This window comes from Oceanicola sp. 502str15 (assembly GCF_024105635.1).
Taxonomy (GTDB): Bacteria; Pseudomonadota; Alphaproteobacteria; order Rhodobacterales; family Rhodobacteraceae; genus Vannielia.
In genome coordinates, this window is record NZ_WYDQ01000001.1 from 3151840 (window position 1) to 3173421 (window position 21582).

General features: G+C 64.4%; 17 protein-coding genes. 10 read left to right on the plus strand and 7 right to left on the minus strand.

The annotated features are described in order from the left end of the window. Positions 1–22 precede the first annotated feature (22 nt). Both GTH22_RS15515 and iolG read right to left on the minus strand, forming a co-directional pair. Complete coding sequence (locus tag GTH22_RS15515) at positions 23–1459, minus strand: NAD-dependent succinate-semialdehyde dehydrogenase (RefSeq protein ID WP_252946424.1); 1437 nt, start codon at positions 1457–1459, stop codon at positions 23–25. After that, positions 1456–2463: an inositol 2-dehydrogenase gene (gene iolG / locus GTH22_RS15520; protein ID WP_252946425.1), complete on the minus strand. Its 1008-nt coding sequence runs from the start codon at positions 2461–2463 to the stop codon at positions 1456–1458. Before iolG ends, GTH22_RS15515 begins: the two co-directional genes overlap by 4 nt. 101 nt (positions 2464–2564) lie before the next feature. On the opposite strand from iolG, the gene iolD reads away from it, so the two are divergent. The 10 genes from iolD to GTH22_RS15570 all read left to right on the plus strand — a co-directional run bounded on the left by iolD (position 2565) and on the right by GTH22_RS15570 (position 15377). After that, positions 2565–4436 (plus strand): 3D-(3,5/4)-trihydroxycyclohexane-1,2-dione acylhydrolase (decyclizing), encoded by a 1872-nt coding sequence (iolD, locus tag GTH22_RS15525; protein WP_252946426.1) that lies wholly within the window; start codon positions 2565–2567, stop codon positions 4434–4436. A 4-nt stretch (positions 4437–4440) separates the two neighbouring features. Further along, complete coding sequence (gene iolE / locus GTH22_RS15530; protein ID WP_252946427.1) at positions 4441–5337, plus strand: myo-inosose-2 dehydratase; 897 nt, start codon at positions 4441–4443, stop codon at positions 5335–5337. Then, complete coding sequence (locus GTH22_RS15535) at positions 5334–6146, plus strand: SDR family oxidoreductase (RefSeq protein ID WP_252946428.1); 813 nt, start codon at positions 5334–5336, stop codon at positions 6144–6146. Before iolE ends, GTH22_RS15535 begins: the two co-directional genes overlap by 4 nt. A 202-nt stretch (positions 6147–6348) precedes the next feature. Next, entirely contained in the window at positions 6349–7275 is a 927-nt protein-coding gene (locus tag GTH22_RS15540) for an iron-siderophore ABC transporter substrate-binding protein (protein ID WP_252946429.1), read from the plus strand. Beyond that, positions 7272–8261 (plus strand): iron ABC transporter permease, encoded by a 990-nt coding sequence (locus tag GTH22_RS15545; RefSeq protein ID WP_252946430.1) that lies wholly within the window; start codon positions 7272–7274, stop codon positions 8259–8261. The genes GTH22_RS15540 and GTH22_RS15545 overlap by 4 nt, the downstream gene beginning before the upstream one ends. Then, positions 8258–9232, plus strand: coding sequence for an iron ABC transporter permease (locus tag GTH22_RS15550; RefSeq protein ID WP_252946431.1), 975 nt, complete (start codon positions 8258–8260; stop codon positions 9230–9232). The genes GTH22_RS15545 and GTH22_RS15550 overlap by 4 nt, the downstream gene beginning before the upstream one ends. Beyond that, positions 9225–10019 (plus strand): ABC transporter ATP-binding protein, encoded by a 795-nt coding sequence (locus GTH22_RS15555; RefSeq protein ID WP_252946432.1) that lies wholly within the window; start codon positions 9225–9227, stop codon positions 10017–10019. The genes GTH22_RS15550 and GTH22_RS15555 overlap by 8 nt, the downstream gene beginning before the upstream one ends. A gap of 131 nt (positions 10020–10150) precedes the next feature. Next, positions 10151–12265: a TonB-dependent receptor gene (locus GTH22_RS15560; protein ID WP_252946433.1), complete on the plus strand. Its 2115-nt coding sequence runs from the start codon at positions 10151–10153 to the stop codon at positions 12263–12265. 11 nt (positions 12266–12276) lie between these two features. Then, complete coding sequence (locus GTH22_RS15565; RefSeq protein WP_252946434.1) at positions 12277–13287, plus strand: siderophore-interacting protein; 1011 nt, start codon at positions 12277–12279, stop codon at positions 13285–13287. Between the two features lie 137 nt (positions 13288–13424). After that, positions 13425–15377, plus strand: coding sequence for a TonB-dependent siderophore receptor (locus GTH22_RS15570; RefSeq protein ID WP_252946435.1), 1953 nt, complete (start codon positions 13425–13427; stop codon positions 15375–15377). Positions 15378–15431: 54 nt separating this feature from the next. Here the strand turns inward: GTH22_RS15570 and GTH22_RS15575 are convergent, their stop codons facing one another. The 5 genes from GTH22_RS15575 to GTH22_RS15595 form a co-directional block, all read right to left on the minus strand. Next, entirely contained in the window at positions 15432–15908 is a 477-nt protein-coding gene (locus GTH22_RS15575; protein ID WP_252946436.1) for a MarR family winged helix-turn-helix transcriptional regulator, read from the minus strand. Between the two features lie 73 nt (positions 15909–15981). Next, positions 15982–17682, minus strand: a complete 1701-nt coding sequence (locus tag GTH22_RS15580; RefSeq protein WP_252946437.1) for an ABC transporter ATP-binding protein — start codon at positions 17680–17682, stop codon at positions 15982–15984. 345 nt (positions 17683–18027) lie between these two features. Further along, positions 18028–19191 (minus strand): phytanoyl-CoA dioxygenase family protein, encoded by a 1164-nt coding sequence (locus tag GTH22_RS15585; RefSeq protein WP_252946438.1) that lies wholly within the window; start codon positions 19189–19191, stop codon positions 18028–18030. After that, positions 19188–20306 carry a Gfo/Idh/MocA family protein gene (locus tag GTH22_RS15590; RefSeq protein WP_252946439.1) on the minus strand — a complete coding sequence of 373 codons (1119 nt, stop codon included), beginning with the start codon at positions 20304–20306 and terminating at the stop codon, positions 19188–19190. The genes GTH22_RS15585 and GTH22_RS15590 overlap by 4 nt, the downstream gene beginning before the upstream one ends. Positions 20307–20680: 374 nt before the next feature. Then, complete coding sequence (locus tag GTH22_RS15595) at positions 20681–21574, minus strand: MurR/RpiR family transcriptional regulator (protein ID WP_252946440.1); 894 nt, start codon at positions 21572–21574, stop codon at positions 20681–20683. Positions 21575–21582: the final 8 nt, after the last annotated feature.

A 21582-nucleotide genomic window follows, 5' to 3' on the forward strand; every position in this document is an offset into this window, starting at 1 on the left:
CGTCTTCCTCCCTTGGCCGCGCTCAAAACACGATCTGCGCGAGTTTGGTGTCGAGGTAGTCCTCGATCCCCTCGGAGCCGCCCTCGCGGCCCATGCCGGAAAAGTTGGTGCCGCCGAACGGGGCCTCGGATGCAGCGAGCGCAAAGGAGTTGATGCCGACCATCCCGGCCTTCAGCCCAGCGACGGTGCGCCGCGCGCGAGCCGGGGAAGCGGTGAATGCATATGCGGCAAGGCCCATTTCGGAGGCATTGGCGCGGGCGAGCACCTCGTCTTCGTCGGAAAAGCTGGTGATGGCGGCGATTGGCCCGAAGTTCTCCTCGGCGAAGACTTTCATATCGTCGGTCACGCCGGTCAGGACGGTGGGCTCGTAGAAGTGGCCTTCGTTGAACTGCGCGGCACGTTGCCCGCCGATCTCGACACGGGCCCCGCCTTCGACGGCGCGTTGTACGGTGCTAACAATCTCCTTCAGTCGGTCGGCGTTGATCAGCGGACCCATGGCCACGCTCTCGTCCAGACCGTCGCCCAATTTGAGGCCCCTGGTGCGCTCCACGAAGCCCTCGACGAAGGCATCATGCAGCGAGCTGTGGATGAAGAAGCGATCCGGTGAAACGCAGACCTGCCCGCAGTTGGCAAACTTGATCGGCACCGTGGCGTCGAGCGCGGCCTGCAAGTCGGCATCGTCGTAAAGGATGTAGGGCGCGTTTCCGCCCAGTTCCATCGAGACTTTCTTCACCGTGTCAGCTGCATCGCGGATCATCTGCTGGCCGATGCGTGTAGAGCCCGTCAGCGACACCTTGCGCACCCGCGCGTCTGCCATGATGGGGTCATAGGTGTTGGTGGTGGAGCCGACCACGAGGTTGACGGCGCCATCGGGCAAGCCGCCCGCGCGGAGGCAGTCGACCATGATCATCGCCACGCCCGGCGTCTGCGATGACGGCCGCAGCACAACGGAGCAACCGGCGGCGAGCGCGGGCGCCAGCTTTCGGGCGGGCAGCGCGGCGGGGAAGTTCCAAGCGGTAAAGGCGCCGACTATGCCCACCGGCTCGCGACTCACTTCGATGCGACCGCCGGGAACGCGGCTTTGGACGAGGCGACCATAGATGCGGCGAGCCTCCTCGGCGTACCAGCGGAACTGGTCGCAGGCGAGTGTCCACTCCCGGGCGGATTGCGCGATCGGCTTGCCGGTTTCGGTTGAAATCATATGCGCGGCCTCATCGGCACGCTTGATCATCTCGTCGGCGATCCGGTGTAGTGCATCGGCGCGGCCGAAGCCGCCCATGTCCAGCAGAGGCTTGAGCGCGGTATCAGCGGCCTGGATCGCGGCGCGGGTGTCATCCGCCGAGGCGGCCGCCACGGTGCCGAGAGGTTTTTCGGTTGCCGGTGAGGTCACGTGCAGCGAGCCGGCTCCGGCACGCCAGGAGCCATCAATGAAACATCCGTACTTGTCGTATATGGTCATACCATTTCGCTGAGTTTGACAGGCCGGCCCTCTTGGGCGGAAACCCCCGCTGCTTCGGCGAGCAGGAGCGCCTTGTGTCCGTCATCGAAACCGACGGCGGGGGCCGTCTTGTTCTCGATTGCATCGACGAAGGCGTCGATCTCGGTGGCAAAGGCCTGCTGGTAGCGCTCGATGAAAAAGTTCAGGAGCGGCGCCTGCCGGTCGGTGAAGGTTGCACCATAGAGGCGCATGTTGTTCTCGGCCTGGTTCTCGGAAATCGCCATGCCGCCCGATCCAAACGCCTCGACCCGCTGGTCGTAGCCATAGACGGCCTGGCGGGAGTTTGTGATGACGCACTGCTTGCCCGATGCCGTCGTCATGGTGACGGTGACGGTGTCATAATCATTGCAGCGCTCCATCAGCTCCGGAGAGACGAAGCGGGCTCCCACGGCCGAAACAGTCTCGAATTCCTCTCCCATGATGAAGCGCGCCATGTCGAAGTCATGGATCGTCATGTCGCGGAAGATGCCGCCCGAACCCTCGATATAGGCGTCGGGCGCCATGCCGGGATCTCGGGAGGTTATGGCAACCTGATGCACATCGCCGATCTGCCCGTCTTCGATTGCCCTGCGCACCCCGGCGTGGCCGTTGTCGAAGCGCCGCACGAAGCCCAGCATGATCGGCACGCTGGTGCCGGCGATCTTTTCTGCGCAGGCCTTGACCCGATCGACCGAAAGGTCGATGGGCTTTTCGCACAGGCAGGGCTTGCCGGCGGCGACCGCAGCCTCGATGAAATCGACGTGGGTGGCGGTAGACGTGGCGATCAGTACCGCATCGACATCATCCGAGGCAAAGACGTGTTCGGCGCTGGCAAATTCGGTGACGCCGAGCTTGTCGGCAACATCCTTCGATGCGGCCGAGACGACATCGAAGACCCCGGCCAGGGCAGCGCGGGGATGGGCGTGGATATTTTCGGCATGCATGCGGCCAATTCGACCGCAGCCCAGAACTGCAATTCTAAGCATGGATTCCTCCCTCATGTTGCCGCAATGATCATTGCAAACAGCACGCGGTGTCAATATACATTTCTACAGTGAGGAGATTCCATCCGCGGGAGGAGGCCGAGATGCCCGAGAGAACAGTCCGCCTGACCATGGCTCAGGCGTTGGTGCGATACCTTTGCAACCAGTATACCGAGATCGACGGCGAGCGGGTTCAGCTCTTTGCCGGCGTGTTCGGTATTTTTGGCCATGGCAACGTCACCTGCCTGTCCGAAGCTCTGGAGCAGGTGCAGGATCAACTGCCAACCTGGCGCGGACAGAACGAGCAATCCATGGCCCTTGCGGCGGTCGGATTTGCAAAGGCCAAGCTGCGCCGTCAGATCATGGTTGCCGCCTCTTCGGTTGGGCCCGGTGCCACCAACATGATCACCGCGGCAGGTGTGGCCCATGCCAACCGCCTGCCGGTGCTGCTCCTGTCCGGCGATACCTTTACCAACCGCCTGCCCGACCCGGTGTTGCAGCAGGTCGAGCACTATGGCTCTCCCTCGACCACGGTAAACGACGGCTTTCGTTGCGTGTCACGGTTCTGGGATCGCATCACGCATCCGGCGCAGATCCTGTCATCGCTGCCGCAAGCGATCAGCACCATGCTGGACCCGGCCGATTGCGGCCCCGCCTTCATCGGCCTGCCGCAGGACATTCAGGAAATCGCCTACGATTACCCCGAGAGTTTCTTTGCCGAGAAGACTTGGGTGATCCCGCGCCCGCGCCCCTCGCGCAACGAGGTCGCCGCAGCGGTGGAGCTGTTGAAGAGCGCCAAGAACCCGCTGATCATTTCCGGTGGCGGTGTGCGCTATTCGGGCGCCAATGAGGCCCTGGCCGATTTTGCCGCCCGTCGCGGTATCCCCGTCACCGAGACCATCGCCGGCAAGGGTGCGGTGGTGCATGACCACCCGGTCTATGTTGGCGCAATGGGGATTGAGGGCACCGATGCGGCCAAGGATTTGGCTGAAGCTGCGGATGTGATCATCGCCGTGGGCACCCGGATGCAGGATTTCACCACCGGTTCATGGACGACGTTTTCCAGAGACGCGAAGTTTCTCAACATCAACGCGGCCCGCTTCGACGCCTCCAAACACTTTGCCGTGCCGGTCGTGGGCGACGCGCTGGAGTGCCTTTCGGAGATCGACGCCGAGCTTGGCGACTGGGTCTGCGACGCGAACCACATGGAGAACGCGCAGAAGCTCTACGCCGAATGGAACACGCTGCTCGACGAAGGCCAAGCGCCGACCAACGCCGCTGTGCCCTCCTACGCGCAGGTGATCGGCGTGGTGAACAAGATGGCCCGGCCAGAAGACACCATGGTGACGGCGGCAGGCGGCCTGCCCGGCGAAACCGCGAAGAACTGGCGGGTGAAAGCTCCCAATACCTATGATCTGGAGTTCGGCTTTTCCTGCATGGGCTACGAGATCGCCGGAGGTTGGGGCCATGCCATGGCCAAGACCGGCCCCGACGGGCAGACAGGCGCGCCGATCGTCATGGTCGGCGACGGCTCCTACATGATGATGAACTCCGACATCTATTCGACCGTTCTGACCGGCCACAAGATGATCGTCGTGGTCTGTGACAACGGCGGCTTCGGGGTGATCAACCGGCTGCAGACCAACATGGGCGTGCCCGGTTTCAACAACTTGCTCAAGGACTCGCGGGTGCTGGACAAAAGCAACGTCCCGCATGTCGACTTTGCCGCCCACGCCCGCGCGATGGGGGCCGAAGCGCGCCACTGCGAAAGCCTTGCCGATCTGGAGGCTGCGATGGAGTGGGCGCAGGGGACCGACCGAACAACCGTGCTGACCATCAACTCGGACGCCCATGCTTGGACGCCGGGCGGGGCGGATTGGTACGTCGGCGTGCCGGAAATCAACGAGCGCGAAAGCGTTCGCAAGGCGCGTGAGGGCCAGGAAGCCTTCCGCAACAAGCAACGCCGGGGGGTGTGATCAAATGTTGAAAGCGAAGCTGGGCATTGCGCCGATCGCGTGGTGGAACGACGATCTTGAAGAACTTTCGGACGACGTCTCGCTGGATGAATGCCTGCGCCAGGCGGCGCAGGCGGGGCTCACCGGAATGGAAACGGGCCGACGCTTTCCGATGAACGAAGCCGACCTCGGGCCGGTACTTGCGCAGCACGGCATTTCTGTCTGTGGGGGCTGGTTTTCGGGCATGCTGCTGGACGGCGATATCGAGGCCGAGAAAGAGCGGATCGCCGAGCAATTGGCGCTGTTCAAGGCTGTGGATGCGCCCTGCATCGTCTATGGCGAGGTTGCCCGTTCCGTTCAGGGCGAGCGGCACACTCCGCTGGCGCAGAAACCGGTGATCACCGAGGCCGAAATGGCGGCCTACGGGCGCAAGCTTTCGGACTTCGCCGATTGGTGCGCAGCGGAAGGCATGCCGATCGCCTATCACCACCACATGGCCGCCGCCGTGGAGACGGAAGCGGAACTGGACCTGCTGATGAAGCACTCCACGGTGCCGCTGCTTTTCGACGCGGGCCACATGGCCTTTGCCGGAGGCGATGTCTTCAGGGTGATCGAGAACCACCATGCTCGCATTCTTCATGTTCATACGAAGGACGTGCGCCAGGAGGTGATTTCGGGCCTGGACCGGAGCGGCGAAAGTTTCCTCGACGCCGTCATCAAGGGGGCCTTCACGGTACCCGGCGACGGTAGCCTGGATTTTGAAGCGATCGTGAAGGCGCTCGCCGCGAAGGGCTATCAGGGCTGGTTCGTGATCGAGGCCGAGCAGGACCCCAAGGCGAACCCGCCACTCGACATGGCCATCAAGGGCCGGGCCGAACTGAAACGCGTCATGGACGCGGCCGGATACGAGGTGATTTCATGAACCGGATCGACGGAAAGGTCGCCGTTGTCACGGGCGGCACGCAGGGCCTTGGGGCCGCGATTGCAAAGCTGTTTGCCGAAGCCGGGGCTGCCGGGATCGTTATTGTCGGGCGCGGCACGGAGAAGGGCGAGAAGGTCGCCGCCGAGATCAAGGCAGCACATGGCACCGATGTGCGTATGGTCTCTGCCGACCTCGGCAATGTGGACGATGTGCGCAAGATCATGGAGTCCGCCGATGGCGCCTTCGGTCGGGTCGACATTCTGGTCAATGCGGCCGGGCTGACCGACCGGGGCAACATCCTCTCGACCGACCCTGAGCTTTTTGACCGGATGTTCGCCGTGAACGCGCGCGCGCCCTTCTTCCTGATGCAGGACGCGGCCAAGATCATGATCCGTGAAGGCATCGAAGGCCGCATCGTCAACATCGGCTCGATGTCGGAGCACGCCGGTCAGCCCTTTCTTGCGCCCTACTCCGCCTCCAAGGGTGCGCTGGCCACGATGACGCGGAACGCCGGTTTTGCCCTGATGCGAAACCGCATCCACGTTAACCAGCTCGCGATCGGCTGGATGAACTCGGACCATGAGCGCAAGCTCGTCGAGCAGGAAACCGGCGATGCCAGCTTCATCGACCGCGCCGCCGCCGGCAAGCCCTTCGGGCGTATCCTCGACCCCCGCGAGGTGGCGAAGGCGGTGCTCTGGATGGCCTCGGAAGACAGCGGCATGATGACCGGCGCGATCATCAACTTCGACCAGTCGATCTGGGGGGCCTATGATGACGCACCGGTCCCGGAAGCTGCGCTGGAAGGCTGAACACCTAGCGGACCATCAAGGGACCGGGCGTCTACCTCGCCCGGTTCGTGGCGGACGCGGCGCCATGGAGCTGCCTTTCCCACTTGACCGAATAAAAGTCAGATTGCCCAAGTCGCATTGACTCCCAGTGGCCCGCCTTGGTCTATGGGGCCAGCCAGAGGATGTTCTCGAGCCATTCCCGATTGCAGAACGGAGTGACCCGATGATCCGCGCTACTCTCGTGCTATTGCTCAGTATCTTCCCGCTTGCCGCCAAGGCCTGCGAGGGTATCGCCATCGAGGACTCAGGGGTTTACACGGGGCCGCTCTGCCTTGCCGATGTGCCGCGACGGGTGGTGGTGCTCGATGCGAGCTTCGGCCTCGGGATCGGGATGGATGTGGGGCTGCCCATTGTCGGCGCGCCGCTGGAACGGATGAGCGATGCGGCGCTGCATGCGCGGGCCGTGGATGCGAAGATCACCTCGCTCGGCTTTGTCACCGAGCCCAGCCTAGAGACGCTGGTGGCTTTGCAGCCCGATCTGATCGTCGGCTTCGTCGGCAGCGAGTCGATGGCAAGCGGGATCTATCCGATGGTGTCGCAACTCGCGCCAACGCTGCTCTACACCAGCACCGACTGGCGCGCGTTCTACAGGCTGATGGCGGGGCTCACGGGCCGGGAGGCGGCGGTTGCGTCGCAGCTCTCCGCACTGGATGACCGGATTGCCGAAGTGGCGGCACGGATGCCGGAGACGACGGTTTCGGTGGTGCGCATCACCTCGTGGGATTTTCAGGTCTACCTCGACAGCCCGGGCGGCTATGCGCCCTTCAACATCATGCGCCAGGCGGGGGTAAACCGCTCGACCTATGAAACCACCGACAACCCGTCGGAGGCGCTGAAGCGGCCCGACTGGGAGCAACTGGCGCAGCTCGACGGCGATGTGCTGCTCTATATCGTCGGTGGCACCAACGACAGCGACAAGGATGGCCGCCACGAAGAGGTTCTGGCCAACCCGCTCTGGCAGATGCTTCCGGCGGTGCAGGCAGGTCGCGTTCATCGCGTCGACCACGGGCATTGGATGCAGTTTTCGGGCCTCGCCTCGGCCCATGCAGTGCTGGATGACCTCGAACGCTATGTGATCGGCCCGCAATGAGGCGCACCCTCCTCGCCGCTGCTCTGCTCGCTTTGCTGATCGTGCTCGTCGCGCTGTGGTCACTGGTCACGGGAAGCGCCGGGCTTACTGTGGGCGAAGCGATGCGGGCGTTGTTCGCGCCGGGGGAGGGGCGCAGCGACGTGATCCTCTGGCAAGTACGGCTGCCGCGGGTGGTGGCGGCCGTTGCGGCGGGTGCGGCGCTGGGAGCGGCCGGGGCGATCATGCAGGCGGTCACCGGCAACCCGCTGGCTGAGCCGGGCCTCATGGGGGTGAACGCGGGTGCCGCTTTTGCGGTGGTGCTGGCGCTTTCGGTCTTTGGCGTGACGGCAAGCGGAGCGCTGACCTGGTGCGCCTTCGGCGGCGCAGGCGCGACGGCGGTGCTGGTCTATGCCATGGCATCGGCCGGGCGCGGCGGGCCAACACCGATCCGGCTTGTGCTGGCCGGGGTGATCGTTGGCACCTTTCTTGGCGCGCTCACCACCGCCATCCTCCTGATCGACAGCCAGACACTGGATGCGGTGCGGTTCTGGACCGCTGGCAGCCTGAAGGGCCGCCAGCTTGCACAGATCCTGCCGGTTCTGCCCTATGTGGCGGCGTCGCTCGTTGCGGCGCTGGTGTTTGCCCGGCAGTTCACCACCCTCGGCCTGGGTGGAGACGTGGCCCGAAGCATCGGGCAGAACCCGGCACTCTGGCGGGCAATCGCAGCGGGCTGCGTGGTGGGCCTCGCAGGCTCGGCAGTGTCAATCGCCGGGCCGCTCGGGCTTGTCGGGCTGGTGGTGCCGCATATGGTGCGACTCACGCTTGGCGGCGGATACGGGCGGATCGTGCCGCTCTCGATTCTCGGAGCGGCGGCGCTGACCTTGCTGGCCGACACCGCGCCGCGAGCACTGCTGGGCGTGGATTTGCCCGCGGGCATCACTCTGGCGCTCATCGGCGCGCCGTTCTTCATCTGTCTGGCGCGCAGCCATGGAGCGGTGCGGGGATGAGAATTGCCGGGCTCGCGCTCATCGTCTCCCTCGCCTTTGTCGCCGCGCTGGTGGTGGGCGATCATCCGGTTCCGCCGCAAGAGGTGTTGAGCGCGCTCTTCGGGGCAGATGGCGTGCCAACACCCTCGCGAGTCATCGTCAACGAGCTGCGGCTGCCACGCGCGGTCATGGCGCTGCTGGTGGGGGCGGCGCTGGCGGTGGCGGGGGCCATCGCGCAGGCGGTGATGCGCAACCCGCTGGCCGATCCGGGGATCGTGGGTATCAACGCCGGGGCGGCGCTGGCAGCGATGGTGGTGGTCGTGCAGGTCGGTAGCCTACCCGAGACGGCATTGCCATGGCTCACCTTTGGCGGAGCGCTTTCCATGGCGGCTTTGATCCATGCCCTTGCATGGCGGCAAGGCACCACTGGTACGCGCATCATTCTGGTTGGCATCGGGCTTTCGGCGCTGGCCGGGGCAGGGGCCAGCGCGATCTCGGTCTTCGGTGAGCCGGCGGCTGTGCAGCGTGCGATGGTTTGGCTGGCGGGCTCTCTGCAGGGCAGCCGGTGGGAGCGGGTGCCACATCTGCTCCTGTGGGCCGTGCCGCCGGCGCTCCTGGTCTGGGCCGCCGCGCGCGAGTTCGACCTGATCGCGCTGGGGGATGAAGTGGCACTGGCGCGGGGCCAGAGCGTGAACCTTGCCCGGGCGACGGCCATTCTCGCCTGCGCCCTTCTCTCGGGCGCGGCGGTGGCGGCTGCGGGGCTGGTGGCTTTCGTGGGTCTCGCCGCGCCCCATATCGCCCGCGCGCTGGTCGGCCCGCGCCACGCTAGACTGATCCCGACCTCGGCGCTGGTGGGCGCCGGACTTCTGCTCTGCGCCGACATCACCGCCCGCGCCGCCGCGCCACCGCTGCAACTGCCCGTGGGCCTCGTCACTGCGCTGCTCGGCGCGCCCTTCTTTGCCTATCTTCTGTGGAAACGCCGCAATGACTGACAGCCGCCTTGCCGCCAACACCCTTCGGCTCGCTTATGGGCGAACACCGGTGATCGACGGGCTGAACCTTGCAATCGCTCCGGGACGCTTCACTGCTCTGGTGGGGCCGAACGGCTGTGGCAAGTCCACCCTGCTGCGGGCGCTGGCCGGGTTGCATGCGCCCTCGACGGGGCAGGTGGTGCTGGATGGCGGCGATATCGCCCGCCGCTCCACCCGCGCGATCGCCCGCGAGATCGGGCTTCTGGCGCAGAGCGCAGGCCCGGCTGAGGGCATGACGGTGGAGGAGTTAGTGGCGCAGGGCCGCTACCCGCATCGCTCGGTGCTGGGGCCTTGGCGCGCGCGGGATCAGGCGGCAGTGGAACAGGCTCTGGGGCTGACCTCGCTCCTCCAGCTGCGCCACGCGCTGGTCGACAGGCTCTCGGGCGGACAACGACAGCGCGCCTGGATCGCCATGGTGCTGGCCCAACAGAGCGACATCCTGCTGCTGGACGAGCCCACGACCTACCTCGACCTCGCGCACCAGGTCGAGGTGCTGGGCCTCATGCAACGGTTGGTGAGGGAGCATGGCGCCACCGTAGTTGCCGTGCTGCACGACCTCAGCCAAGCCGCCCGCCATGCCGACCGGATGGTTGTGCTGAAGGCGGGGCAGATCGTGGCGAGCGGCACCCCGCGCGAGGTTGTCACCCCCAAGGTCTTGCGCAGTGCCTTCAACCTCGAAGCCACAGTCTTGACCGACCCGGAGACCGGGACACCGCTCTGCCTGCCGCGCAGGGTGGTGCCGGACTGAAACACCGTTGTAACAGCCAAAATTGCAGGGCTTTCTAATAGCTGAGTAATTTGCTAGGGAATCGCTCAGCCGCCAGCCCATGCCAGCACTCAACTCGGTTCTCCCGCAGAGAACCTGATCAAGGTGCTCGAATGTCCATTCCCAAACTCGCCGCTGCGCTGCTCGGTTCTTCCGCCCTCATGTCACCCTCTGCCGCCTTCGCGCAGCAGGTTGTCGATCTGGAACCAATCCTGATCTACGGAGACCGATCCACCGAAGATGCCCAAAGCACCACCGCCAGTGTCTCGGTGGTGGAGGCTGTCGATCTCAGCCGCACCCAACTTTCGCAGTGGCGCGACATCATGGACCGGGTGCCAAACTTCGGGGATGGCGACCTGAACGAAAGCGGCTTTACCATCCGTGGCGTCAATTCCGAGGGGCTGACGCCGGGTGGGGCGGGCGCGCCGGTGGCCTCTCTTTACATCGACGGGGTGCAGCAGACGGTGGAGGGGACACGCCGGGGCTTTCGCGGCACATTCGACGTGGAGCAGGTGGAGATCTACCGTGGTCCGCAATCCACCCTTTCGGGGCGCAATGCGCTCGCCGGGGCTGTTTACCTTCGGACGAAAGATCCGGAGTTCGCCCATTCGGGCAAGGTGCAACTCACCTACGGCGAGAACAACAAGCAACAGGTCGGGCTGGCCTTCGGTGATGCGCTTTCCGACACGCTGGCCTATCGCTTCAGCGCCGAATGGTCGAAGAAAGACAATGACATCGCCTATCCCTCGCTGGAGGGCTACGACCGCTACGACGACTTCAAGACCGACGATTATCACACCATCCGAGGCAAGCTCCTGTGGCGGCCCAATGGCGGGACCGATGTGATCCTGAGCTATTCGCACAGCTTCGATGGCCCGGCCTACAACAACATCATCGGGCCCGGCTGGTTTGGCCTTGGCATCGAGTATGACGACATGCGCGGCGACGATTGGGGCGTGCTGGAGCCGCTGTCGCCCGGGGCGATCACCTATCAGGAAATCCGCGAAACCACGGTAGACAACCTCGGCCTCGAGGTGAAGCACGAGATTTCCAGCGCGCTGGCTTTTTCGGCGATCACCGGGCTCACCCATTCAGTCACTGGACGCCACTCGATCAACGAGGGCACGGCGGGCGAGAACTACTGGGTGGATGGCGAGTTTGACCAGACGATTTTCAGCCAGGAGTTCCGCCTCAACTACGATGATGGCGGGCTGCGCTGGGTGGCAGGGCTCTATGCCGCCAAGGAACGCACCAAGGCTTTCCGCGATACCTGGATGTTCGGCTCGGTGACCGAAAATCGCAACACCATCGACGTGATGAACACCGCGCTCTTCGGCGAGGCCTCCTATGAATTCGCCCCCGGCTGGCGGGTGATCGCGGGCGGGCGGCTGGATCGCTACAGCCAGGAACAGGAGGCCAGCTCGGGCGGGGTGGCGGCCCCTTCCACTAGCTACGAGGCGACGGTGTTCATCCCCAAGCTGGGGCTGACATGGGAAATCGACAGCAGGCAGCAGCTTTCGCTGGTCTACCAGCAGGGCTACCGACCCGGCGGGGCGTCCTACCAGATCAGCTCGGGCTCACTCCGGGAATACGAGGCCGAGCAGGCACATAACATCGAGCTGAACTATCGCGGCTCGTTGATGGAGGATCGCCTTAAAGTGGGTGCGAGCCTGTTCTATCAGGACTGGGACAACCAGCAGGTCGAGATCCTCGAGACCCCGGGCGACAGCACGAGTTACTACATCACCAACGCAGGCAAGTCGGTGAGCTATGGTGCCGAGTTGGAGCTGGCCTATGCGGCCTCCGACAGGCTTGATCTCTACGGCTCGCTCGGCCTGCTGCACACCGAGTTCAAGGACTTCGCCATCGGCGGCACGGACTACTCCGGCAAGCCCTTCCCGCTGGCGCCGGAAACCACGATCACCCTCGGCTTCAACTGGCGGCAGGGTGAGGTCGGTTGGTTCGGCGGAGCGCAGGCCACCTATGTGGGTGAACGCATGAGCCGGATCGAGAATGGCGTGGTCGACCCCTCGATGCTTGATGCCTATACCGTGGTCGACGCCTCGCTCGGCTACAAATGGGACAACGGGATGAGCCTGACGGGCTATGCCAACAACCTCTTCGAGGAGCGCTACCACCAGTACGAATACGTCGAAGGCGGGCAGGGGGCCTCGGCATGGCTGGGCGAACGCCGCGAGCTCGGTGTGCGCTTCGATTACACGTTCTGAGGGGCAGTCAGATGCCGGAAGCCTGCACAACCCTTTCCCTGCCGAGCGATCAGTCGTTCGAGGCCTTCTCCCGCGTGGCCGAGGCCAACGGCCTGAGCGCAGACCGGAGCGAAACCGGCCTGATGATCCAGGCCCGGCTGGGGCAGATCGAACTTCGCGGCGAGGGCTCGGGCACGCTGCTGCGGATCGAGGCGCAGTCTGACGGCGATCTGCAGATCATGCGCGACCTGCTGAGCGCCCGGCTGGAGGGCATGGGGCAGAAGCCGGCTTGGAAGGGTGCGGTGGCAGGGCGCCGGCCTGCAAACCTGAGCGTGGCGCGGGTGGTCAATGTCAGGCAGCTCTCGCCGTCCTACATTCGCGTCGTCATTGAGGGTGAAGACCTGGCCCGTTTCGGGGAGGGCGGGCTTCACTTTCGGCTGCTGTTCGGCCCCGAGGGCGTGGACCTGCCTGCGACCGACGAATCCGGAGTCACCCGGTGGCCCGGCGGCATCGAGGCCTGGCATCGCCCTGTTTACACGACGCGGGAGATCACGCTCGAGGGGGCGGCTGCGCGGATCGGTTTCGATGTGTTTGTCCATGACGGGGGAAGGGTGACGGAATGGGCCCGCACGCTGCAACCCGGGGCCCGCATTGCTCTTACCGGTCCCGGCGGGAGCAAGCTGATCGCGGGGCCGCGATGGGTGGGGCTGGTGGGCGATGAAACTGCCGTGCCGGTGATCGCCCGGCAACTCGCCGCGCAGCCGCCGGATACGCGGGGCAAGGCCGTGCTCTTCGTGCCCGACGCCGCGGATGTGCAAGAGCTTGCCCATCCGCCGGGCATGGAGGTGACATGGGTTCTGCGCAGCGTGGGGCTTTCGCCGCTCGAAGCCTTCGAGCAACTCGGTGCGCCCACTGACGGAAGCTTCCGTTTCTTCGCCGGAGAGCGCAGTGAGGCGATGACCCTGCGGGCACGCCTCACCAAGGCCGCCGCCCCGCGCGATGGATACCAGGTCGCCGCGTACTGGACAGCGCCCGAAAGCTAGGCCGCGCCGTGGGGAAAGGGCCGGAATCCCATAAAATCATGGTTACATGCACTTGCATTAAATAACTTCCTCCTCTACGGCACGGGGTAGCCAAGCCTCTGAGCCCAGCCAGGACTGACGACACTCAGGGGACACAAATGCCACTCATCTTCCGCCGCAACCCTCATGCTGCTTCCTGCTCCGCGTTTGCGCTGATAGCGCTCTCGAGCGGTGCCCTGCACGCGCAGGACGCCACCGCCGTTTTCACCCTCGATCCGATCATCGTTCAGCAGCGCGACGAGCTTGGCGATGAGGCTGACCGCGCCACCTCTGCCTACGTGTCCGACCGTGAGCTGGAGCGCGCCCGCACCGGCGACCTGAAAGACGTGTTCTCGGGCATCGCCTCCGTCTCCGTCGGCGGGGCACTGCCGCTGACCCAGAAGATCTTCGTCAACGGCGTCGACATGCTGAACCTCGGGGTGACGGTTGATGGCACGGCTCAGAACAACCGCGCCTTTCACCACGTTTCGGCCAACGCGATCGACCCCGGCCTGCTGAAGCAGGTTCGCGCCGATGCCACGGTGTCGCCGGCCGATGCCGGGCCCTATGCGCTCGCTGGTTCGGTGGTGTTCGAAACCGTGGATGCATCCGACATTCTCGAACCGGGCGACAGCTTCGGCGGCAATCTGCGCCTGTCTTTCGGCGACAACGGCCAGACGCTGCAATCGGCGCTCACCTTGGCCGGTCAGCAGGGCGGCTTCGAGTGGCTTCTCTACGGCAAATCCGCCGATGGCGAGGACTATGAAGACGGCGATGGCACCCGCATCTACGGCACAAGTGCCGCGCTGGAGAGCTACCTCGGCAAGCTCTCCTACGAGAACAACGGTCACCGCTTCGAGTTCTCGGCCCAGCGGCTGATGGACAGCTCGCTGCGTCAGGCGCGCGCGAACTTCGGCGGCTTTGGCGGGGTGGATGACGACCTGCTGCTCTACAACACCACGCGCGAGAGCTATTCCTTCGTCTACGAAACCCCCGATGCCACCGGCATGTGGGATCCGCGGGTGCACATCGGCTACTCCGAAAGCGAAATCGTGAAGCCCGACCCGTGGGACAGCAACGGACGCTCCGGCACCTTCTCGACCACCTTGCAGAACACTTTCCACTTCAGCGAAGGCAACACGGTGACGGCCGGGATCGACTACCAGGATCGGTTCGGCAACTACCTGAGCCCGACCTATTCCGAAGATCAGACCGAAGAGTCGCAGAATGTCGGCATCTTTGCACAGGCGCGTCTGCAGCCAACCGACCGGCTGAAGGTGTCGTTCGGCGCCCGCTACGACAGGCAAAGCTTTACCGGCGTGAACGGCTTTGAGGGAGACTTCTCCGGCTGGTCCGGCAACGCCTCGCTGGCGTTCGCCGCGACCGAGGAGCTCACCCTGCGCGGCGGGATGTCTTCCGTTTTCGGCGGCCTCGTGATCGAAGACAACTACGAGTACTGGCGGATGCTGGCCCCAACGGCCTATGACGGCTTGGAGGCAGCGCGGGCCGACAATGCGACCATCGGGTTCGACTGGACGCGTGGCGAGTTGACGCTTTCCGGCGAGGTCTTCGTGACCGAGATCAAGAACGCGCGGAGCAGCACCAGCAACTTCGATTTCAAGAGCAAGGGTTTCAACCTCGGTGCCACCTACGGCTGGACCACCGGCTTTGCCCGCATGACGCTGTCGCACAGCGACGTGGAAATCAACGGCGCGCCGGGCGAGGGCTTTACCGCGCAGGACTACGGCGCACCGCTTGGTACACTGGTTGCCTTCGAGATCGAGCAGGAAACCCGCGTTGACGGGCTGAAGGTCGGTGGCGGGCTGGACGTGGCGCTGGACTACGATTTCGACGACCCGTCCCTGAACGACTTCGATGGCTACACCGTGGTGAACGCATGGGCCGAATATGTTCCGCCGAGCACGCCGAACCTGACCATCCGCGCCGAGGTGAACAACCTGTTCGACGAGCAATACGCCGACCGCGCGACCTACGGCGGCGAATACGGCACGATCACCCAGTTGCGCGAGCCGGGCCGCACCATATCGCTGGTGGCCGTGGCCAAGTTCTGAGCCCGGAGCCATCCGGCAGACAGACGCCGCCGGTTCCCAGCATCGGCGGCGTTATCAATCGTAGAGGCGGATGAGCAGGCGAGCCAGCGCGTAGGTTTCGTCAATCGAGAGACGGGTTCCGATCTCTTCGGCGATGGCCGCTTGATAGACCTCCCAGATCCGAGAATGCATTCCCTTGCCCTCCCCGGTGAGCCTCAGCACCTTGCCGCGTCCCGGACCAGGCGCGGCGGCGCTGGCGATCCAGCCCTCCTCTTCCAGGCGGGCGGCGTGGCGCGAGAGGGCATATTGCGCGGTGAAAAGCTTGCGCTCCAGCGTTGCCATGAGCAGCCCGTCCGGGCCGGCCCGCTCAAGCTCCAGCAGGATCTCGTACCAGACCGGATCTCCCACGCCGATATCGCGCAGGGCACGGGCGATGCGGGCGCCGGTGCTGCGGTGGATGCGCAGCATGTTGAACCACACACGGTTGGCGCCCATCGCCGGGTCGCCGTCATTGGCAAAGAGATCGGCGCGGCCGCTGGTCCGGTCTTCCATGCTGGTCCCCTTGCTGGTCTGGCCTCGTGTCTCTACCGCGCCAAGGCGCAGCGGGCCAGCCGGAAGGGCAAGCTCAGATGATGAGCGCGTGATAGGCAGCCTGCCGCGCTGCAAGCTCGTCGTGGGTGCCGATCTCCACGATCCGGCCCTGGTCGAGCACGATAATCCGATCCGCATCGCGGATGGTATTGAGCCTGTGTGCAATGGTCAGTGTCGTGCGCCCCTCTGAGAGCCGCGACAGGGCGGCCTGCACCTCGCGCTCGGTGCCGCGATCGAGGGCAGAGGTTGCCTCGTCCAACAGCAGGATCGGCGGGTTTTTCAGGAAGACGCGAGCAATCGCCACCCGCTGGCGCTGGCCGCCGGAGAGCATCACGCCCCGTTCGCCCACCAGCGTATCGAGCCCATCGGGCAACTCACCGACCAGCTCCGAAAGCTGTGCATTCTCGACCGCCGCGGCAACCGCGGATTCATCCGCCCCGAGCGCCCCATAGGCGATGTTGTCCCGCAATGTGCCGCCAAACAGGAACACATCCTGGCTCACAAGTCCGACCTGCCGGCGCAACGAGGCCAGCGTCATGTCGCGGATCGGGATTCCGTCGATGCGGATCTCGCCTGCGCTCGGCTCGTAGAAGCGCGGCACAAGTGCCGCCAGCGTGGTCTTTCCAGCCCCGGAATGGCCAACCAGCGCCACCTGCTCGCCGGGCGCGATCTCGAGGTCGATGTCATGCAGCACGCCACGGGCGCCGTCATAGGCAAAGCTCACCCGCTCGAAGGTGATCGCTCCGGTCAGCGCGGGGGCTTCCCGCGCGCCCACGGCATCTGTGATCTGGGGGGCGGTATCCATCAGTTCCAGATAGCGGCGGAAGCCCGCGATCCCGCGTGGATAGAGTTCCAGAACGGCGGCGATCTTTTCCAGCGGGCGGAAGAACACGCCGACCAGCAGCAGGAAAGCCACGTAGGAACCGGTGCTGAGGCTGCCCTGAAACACGTAGCCCGCGCCAACCACCATCACCACGACCTGCACAACCCGCAGGCCCATGTAGTGCAGCGCTGAGACGCCCGCCATGATCCGGTAGGCCTCGAGCTTGGTGGTGCGGTAGCGTGTGTTGTCGGCCCCGAACAGTGCGCGCTCGTGCGGCTCGTTGGTAAAGGCCTGCACCACGCGGATTCCGCCGATGCTCTCTTCCAGCCGCACGTTGAAGGCGCCCACCCGGGCATAGATCGCCTGCCAGGCCCGGGTCATCCGCCCACCGTAATGGGCCAGCAACCAGGCCATGACCGGCACGATCACGAGCGTGATCAGAGCGAGGTGCGGGTGCAGCCATAGCATGAGCGCGAAGGCCCCGATGAAGGTCATGATCGCGATGAAAAGATCTTCCGGCCCATGGTGCGCGACCTCGCCGATCTCTTCGAGGTCTCGGGTTACGCGCGCCACCAGCTTGCCCGTCTCGGCGCGGTCGAACCACGACCAGCTGAGCCGTGTGAGCCTGTCGAACGCACGGGCGCGCATCTCGGTCTCGATGTTGATGCCCAGCATATGGCCCCAGTAGGTGACAATGGCCATGAGCACGGTGTTGATCAGGTAGACCGCGACAAGCCCCGCAGCCGCCAGAACGGTAAGCGGCCAGTCGCCCTGCGGCAGCAGCGTGTCGATGAAGCCCGCGATAGCGAGCGGAAAGGCAAGTTCCAACAGGCCCGAGGCCACGGCACAGCCGAAATCGAGCCAGAAGAGCCGCATGTGCGGGCGGTAGTATTCGAAGAAAAGCCGGATCATCAGGCGGGCGCTCGGAGCAGGGCTACAGTCCCCGTCGGGATAGGCCGTGCGGCCCCCGAGGTCCACCGATGAAGCTCGGGCTTGCAAGTTGGGTTCCGCTTATTGCAATCGGCCTGGTGGACCGGGAGGGTGGCGGCTCATGGCGAGCAACTGCGTAACTTCCGAAGGGTATGTAAGCCGTATGCGGACGCTGGAAGCGTGGCTGGCTACGTCACGTTCTCTGAAGTGAGGTCGGCGTCCGAGGCGCGATCGCGTCTTTTGGCCTGCTGATTAAAGCCAGCCTGCGATCATCTTCGCCTCGGAACACATTCAGGCGGCTTCACCCATTCAGTGAAATGCTCCCGTTCAGGCCTGGCGGCGTGCGAGCTGCGCGTCGAGCGCCTCGGCGAGCTGGTCTTCGCTCCAGTCTTCCTTTACGGCGCGCAACAGAAGGCCCTGCTGGCTTTCGGGCGCCAGGCCGCCGATGGGCGGATCGCTGTCAAGGTTGGTGGGGAAGGCATAGCCTTCGGCGGTTGCGGCGATGGCCAGCCGCAGCATCTCGTCATCCAGCCCCTTGAGGTGCGGGAAGACGGCTCGCGCCATGCCTGCCCGGTCGAGCGATTCCATTGCGCGCACCATGGTGGAAGAGGCTTGGAGCAGGTTGACCATCCTCACCACGTCATTGGTCCGGTTCTCCCCGGCGGCATGGAACAGTGCCGGCGAGAAGAAGATGCAATCACCCTTCTCCAGGGGCAGTTGCACGAAGTTCTCCTCAAAGTAATTGCGGAACTCCGGCAGCGCCGCAGCGGCATAGCCCTGCGGATAGACTTGGCTATAGGGCAGCAGCTTGGTCGGCCCCGCCTCGACGGGCACATTCACATGAGCGACACCGCCCTGAAGCAGGAAGAGGTGCGAGTGGCGGTGCACGGGCTCAGGATACTGGCGCAGGAGCGCGTCGGTCATGAAACCCAGATGATAATCGCGATGCGGATTCTGCGGCTTGCCACCGGGTCGAACCTGGTTGACCTGCGCCGCCATCTGGTAGCCGGGGCCGAGCCATGCGCGGTAAAGCACATCAATCGCCGGGTTGGTGACATAGCGCAGGAAGACTTCGGGCGCTTTCAGGCAAAGCTTCTGGTGCGAGTTCCAAATCCGGTCATTTGCCCCGGCCTTGGCGAAGTGATCGGCGGCAGCAATCCCGGCGGCTTTCTCCTCTTCGATGATCTCGCGGAAGACCTCCGTGGCCGCATTGATGGCATCGTTGTCCCGGAAAGCCTGCTTCAGCACCATCACGCCTGGGCCCTGCTCGAACAGCTTTGTCCACTCCGGGATCAGCCCGTCGTGTACCGCCGTTCCATCATAGACCGGAATCTTGCTCTGTATATCAACCGCACCGGGGTAATCCTCGGGGCGTGTTTCGCGCTCGACCGAGGCCTTGAAGTCGTCAAGGCTCAAGCGGTCGAGGAATGTCGCTGACTTGTTCATATCTGTCCTCCCTTGATAGCTTCCCGGCGCGTGGCCGAGGGTCATACGTCCAGCCAGGCCGCCTCGCGCGAGGAGGTCTGGATGGTTTCCACAAGATGCTGGATGCGCAGGCCGGCGCGGAAATTGAACGGCTCGTCAATCTCTCCGGCGATGGCCCGGGCAAAGCCAGCCACTTCGATGGCTTTCAAGTCGTTGAAGCCGAGCTGGTGGCCCGGTGCGACGCAGAAGAGCCCGTAGGGCGCATGGTCGGGGCCGGCTTCGATCCGCCGGAAGCCCTGCCGCCCCGTCCTGTCGGCAGTGTCGAAGTATTGCAGCTCGTTGAAGCGCTCCTGGCTGAAGGCGAGTGCACCCTTCGTGCCGTAAACCTCGAAGTCATGCTGCATCTTGCGGCCGGTTGCGATCCAGTTGCCCTCGATCGAGCCGGTCGCTCCGCTTTCGAACCGCAGGAAGGCGCGGCCCACATCATCAACCTCGACCGCACGGTGGCCGCCCCGGCCATCCCGGCGGGAGTCGATCATCGTCACACAGTCGCCCATGACGCGGGCAACGGGGCCACAGAGGTACTCCGCCGTCGCCAGCGCATGACTCCCGATGTCGGCCAGTGCGCCACCACCTGCCGGATCGTGGCGGAAGGTAAATGGGCCTGTGGCATCGGCCATGTAATCTTCACAGTGGATGCCGCGATAGCCGCGGATCTCACCCAGCTCGCCGGCCTCGATCATCGCGCGAGCCAGTTGCAGCATCGGGTTGCAGAGATAGTTGAAACCAACCTGCGTCTTCACGCCAGCCGCCTCTGCCGCCTCGGCCATCTCGCGGGCGTCGGAGGCCAGTGGGGCAAGAGGCTTTTCACAGTAGACATGTTTACCCGCAGCAATGGCGGCCAGCGCCATCTCCTTGTGAAGCGCATTGGGCGCGGTGATGCTGACGATATCGACCTCAGGGTCGTTCACCAGCTCGCGCCAATCGGTGGTTGCGCGTCCGAAGCCGAACTGGCGGGCCGCCGCTGTGGCCACGTCTTCGGTAACGTCCGCGAGGCTGTGCATTGTGAACCGGTTCGGCAGGTCGAAAACGCACTGGGCCGAGGCATAGCCGAATACATGGGCCTTGCCCATGAATCCGGTGCCGATCAGTCCGACGTTCAGCGTGGGTTTATCCGTCATTGCTGGCTCCGCAGCTCGAGTTGTCGTGCCGGAGACTCGTGGGGAGCGCGCCCCCGGCACCGGTACAGCCGATCATTAGGGGCTGTCAGGGAAGGAGAAGTCCGCCACGTTCTTTCGTGTGATCGAACCTGGCACTGTCGTGATCGATATATTTGTCTGTCGAGCGGTACACGGCGAAGCAAACACGGCTCCGGCTCAGACTTACCGTAATGGCTTGCACCATCGCTGATTCTCCTCCCGTTGCAATGACAATACCACTTGCAATCGCTCTTGCAACAATCATTGCAATTCTTGCTGGGAGAGTTCACTTGATGCGCGGTGGCCCGCCTCTCTGAGGCCATTCAGAAAGTTCCGAAGCCACGCCACGAGGGCGCTTACGGATGGGTCACCGTCGGAATGCGCGGGCTCTCGGCGTTCTTCTGAACCCGAGCCGCAACTGCCACCGTAAGCGCCTGCGCAAGGCACATCGGCGCGGCAAGCGAGCGCGAAAAGGTATAGTCGTGCTCGGGCACCGCAAAGAGGATGTCGGCCGACTTCGCCAGCGGGCTCAAGGAACTGTCAGAGATCGCCACGATCGGGACACCCGCAGCCTCCGCCTCCTCGACGATGTTCACCACCTCGTTGGCATAGAAGCGGAAGGACACCGCGATCAGCAGCGAATTGCTGCGCATTGTGCGGGCCATATGTGTGGCCAGCCCGCCGCCGGGATCGAGCAGGATCACCTGCTTGCCGAGCATGGTCAGGATGTAGCGCAGCAACTCTACCACAGGGGCCGAGCGGAGCTGGCCGATCAGGTAGACGCTCTCGGCCGTATCTATCATGTCGGCGGCGCGGGCGATCTCGGCAAAGTCGATCTGGTCGAGGAGTCCCTGAAGGGATGCGATGTCACGAACCACGAGATCGCGCAGAAAGCCGAACTCCGAGTGATCCGTGCGCGTCGCAAGCTCTTCCTCCAATGCCGCCACCCGCGCCTCGAAGCCCGGGGCAGCCGTGGCCAGCCGCTTTTGGAACAGCTGTTGAAGATCCTTGAAGCCCGTGTAGCCAAGCGCCTGGGCGAAGCGGACGAAGGACGATGCGTGGATGCCGCATCGCTCGGCAATCGAGTTCACCGATTGCACGGCCACGTCGTTGGGGTTTTGTGTGAGGAAGACCGATATCCGCTGATAAGTCTTGCTCATGGAGTCGTGGCGTTCGTGGATCAGCCGGATCAGGCTTTCGTAGTCCTTAGGACGCGTATCCGCCCCGTCCCGCTGCTTGCCACTCTTCATTGCCCACT

Coding starts and splice junctions, on each gene's coding strand:
- GTH22_RS15565 (WP_252946434.1), top strand. CDS start 12,277: ATGCCGGAAGCCTGCACAACCCTTTCCCTGCCGAGCGATCAGTCGTTC.
- iolD (WP_252946426.1), top strand. CDS start 2,565: ATGCCCGAGAGAACAGTCCGCCTGACCATGGCTCAGGCGTTGGTGCGA.
- GTH22_RS15550 (WP_252946431.1), top strand. CDS start 8,258: ATGAGAATTGCCGGGCTCGCGCTCATCGTCTCCCTCGCCTTTGTCGCC.
- GTH22_RS15585 (WP_252946438.1), bottom strand. CDS start 19,191: ATGACCCTCGGCCACGCGCCGGGAAGCTATCAAGGGAGGACAGATATG.
- GTH22_RS15555 (WP_252946432.1), top strand. CDS start 9,225: ATGACTGACAGCCGCCTTGCCGCCAACACCCTTCGGCTCGCTTATGGG.
- GTH22_RS15515 (WP_252946424.1), bottom strand. CDS start 1,459: ATGACCATATACGACAAGTACGGATGTTTCATTGATGGCTCCTGGCGT.
- GTH22_RS15595 (WP_252946440.1), bottom strand. CDS start 21,574: ATGAAGAGTGGCAAGCAGCGGGACGGGGCGGATACGCGTCCTAAGGAC.
- GTH22_RS15570 (WP_252946435.1), top strand. CDS start 13,425: ATGCCACTCATCTTCCGCCGCAACCCTCATGCTGCTTCCTGCTCCGCG.
- GTH22_RS15540 (WP_252946429.1), top strand. CDS start 6,349: ATGATCCGCGCTACTCTCGTGCTATTGCTCAGTATCTTCCCGCTTGCC.
- GTH22_RS15560 (WP_252946433.1), top strand. CDS start 10,151: ATGTCCATTCCCAAACTCGCCGCTGCGCTGCTCGGTTCTTCCGCCCTC.
- GTH22_RS15535 (WP_252946428.1), top strand. CDS start 5,334: ATGAACCGGATCGACGGAAAGGTCGCCGTTGTCACGGGCGGCACGCAG.
- GTH22_RS15575 (WP_252946436.1), bottom strand. CDS start 15,908: ATGGAAGACCGGACCAGCGGCCGCGCCGATCTCTTTGCCAATGACGGC.
- iolE (WP_252946427.1), top strand. CDS start 4,441: ATGTTGAAAGCGAAGCTGGGCATTGCGCCGATCGCGTGGTGGAACGAC.
- iolG (WP_252946425.1), bottom strand. CDS start 2,463: ATGCTTAGAATTGCAGTTCTGGGCTGCGGTCGAATTGGCCGCATGCAT.
- GTH22_RS15590 (WP_252946439.1), bottom strand. CDS start 20,306: ATGACGGATAAACCCACGCTGAACGTCGGACTGATCGGCACCGGATTC.
- GTH22_RS15580 (WP_252946437.1), bottom strand. CDS start 17,682: ATGATCCGGCTTTTCTTCGAATACTACCGCCCGCACATGCGGCTCTTC.
- GTH22_RS15545 (WP_252946430.1), top strand. CDS start 7,272: ATGAGGCGCACCCTCCTCGCCGCTGCTCTGCTCGCTTTGCTGATCGTG.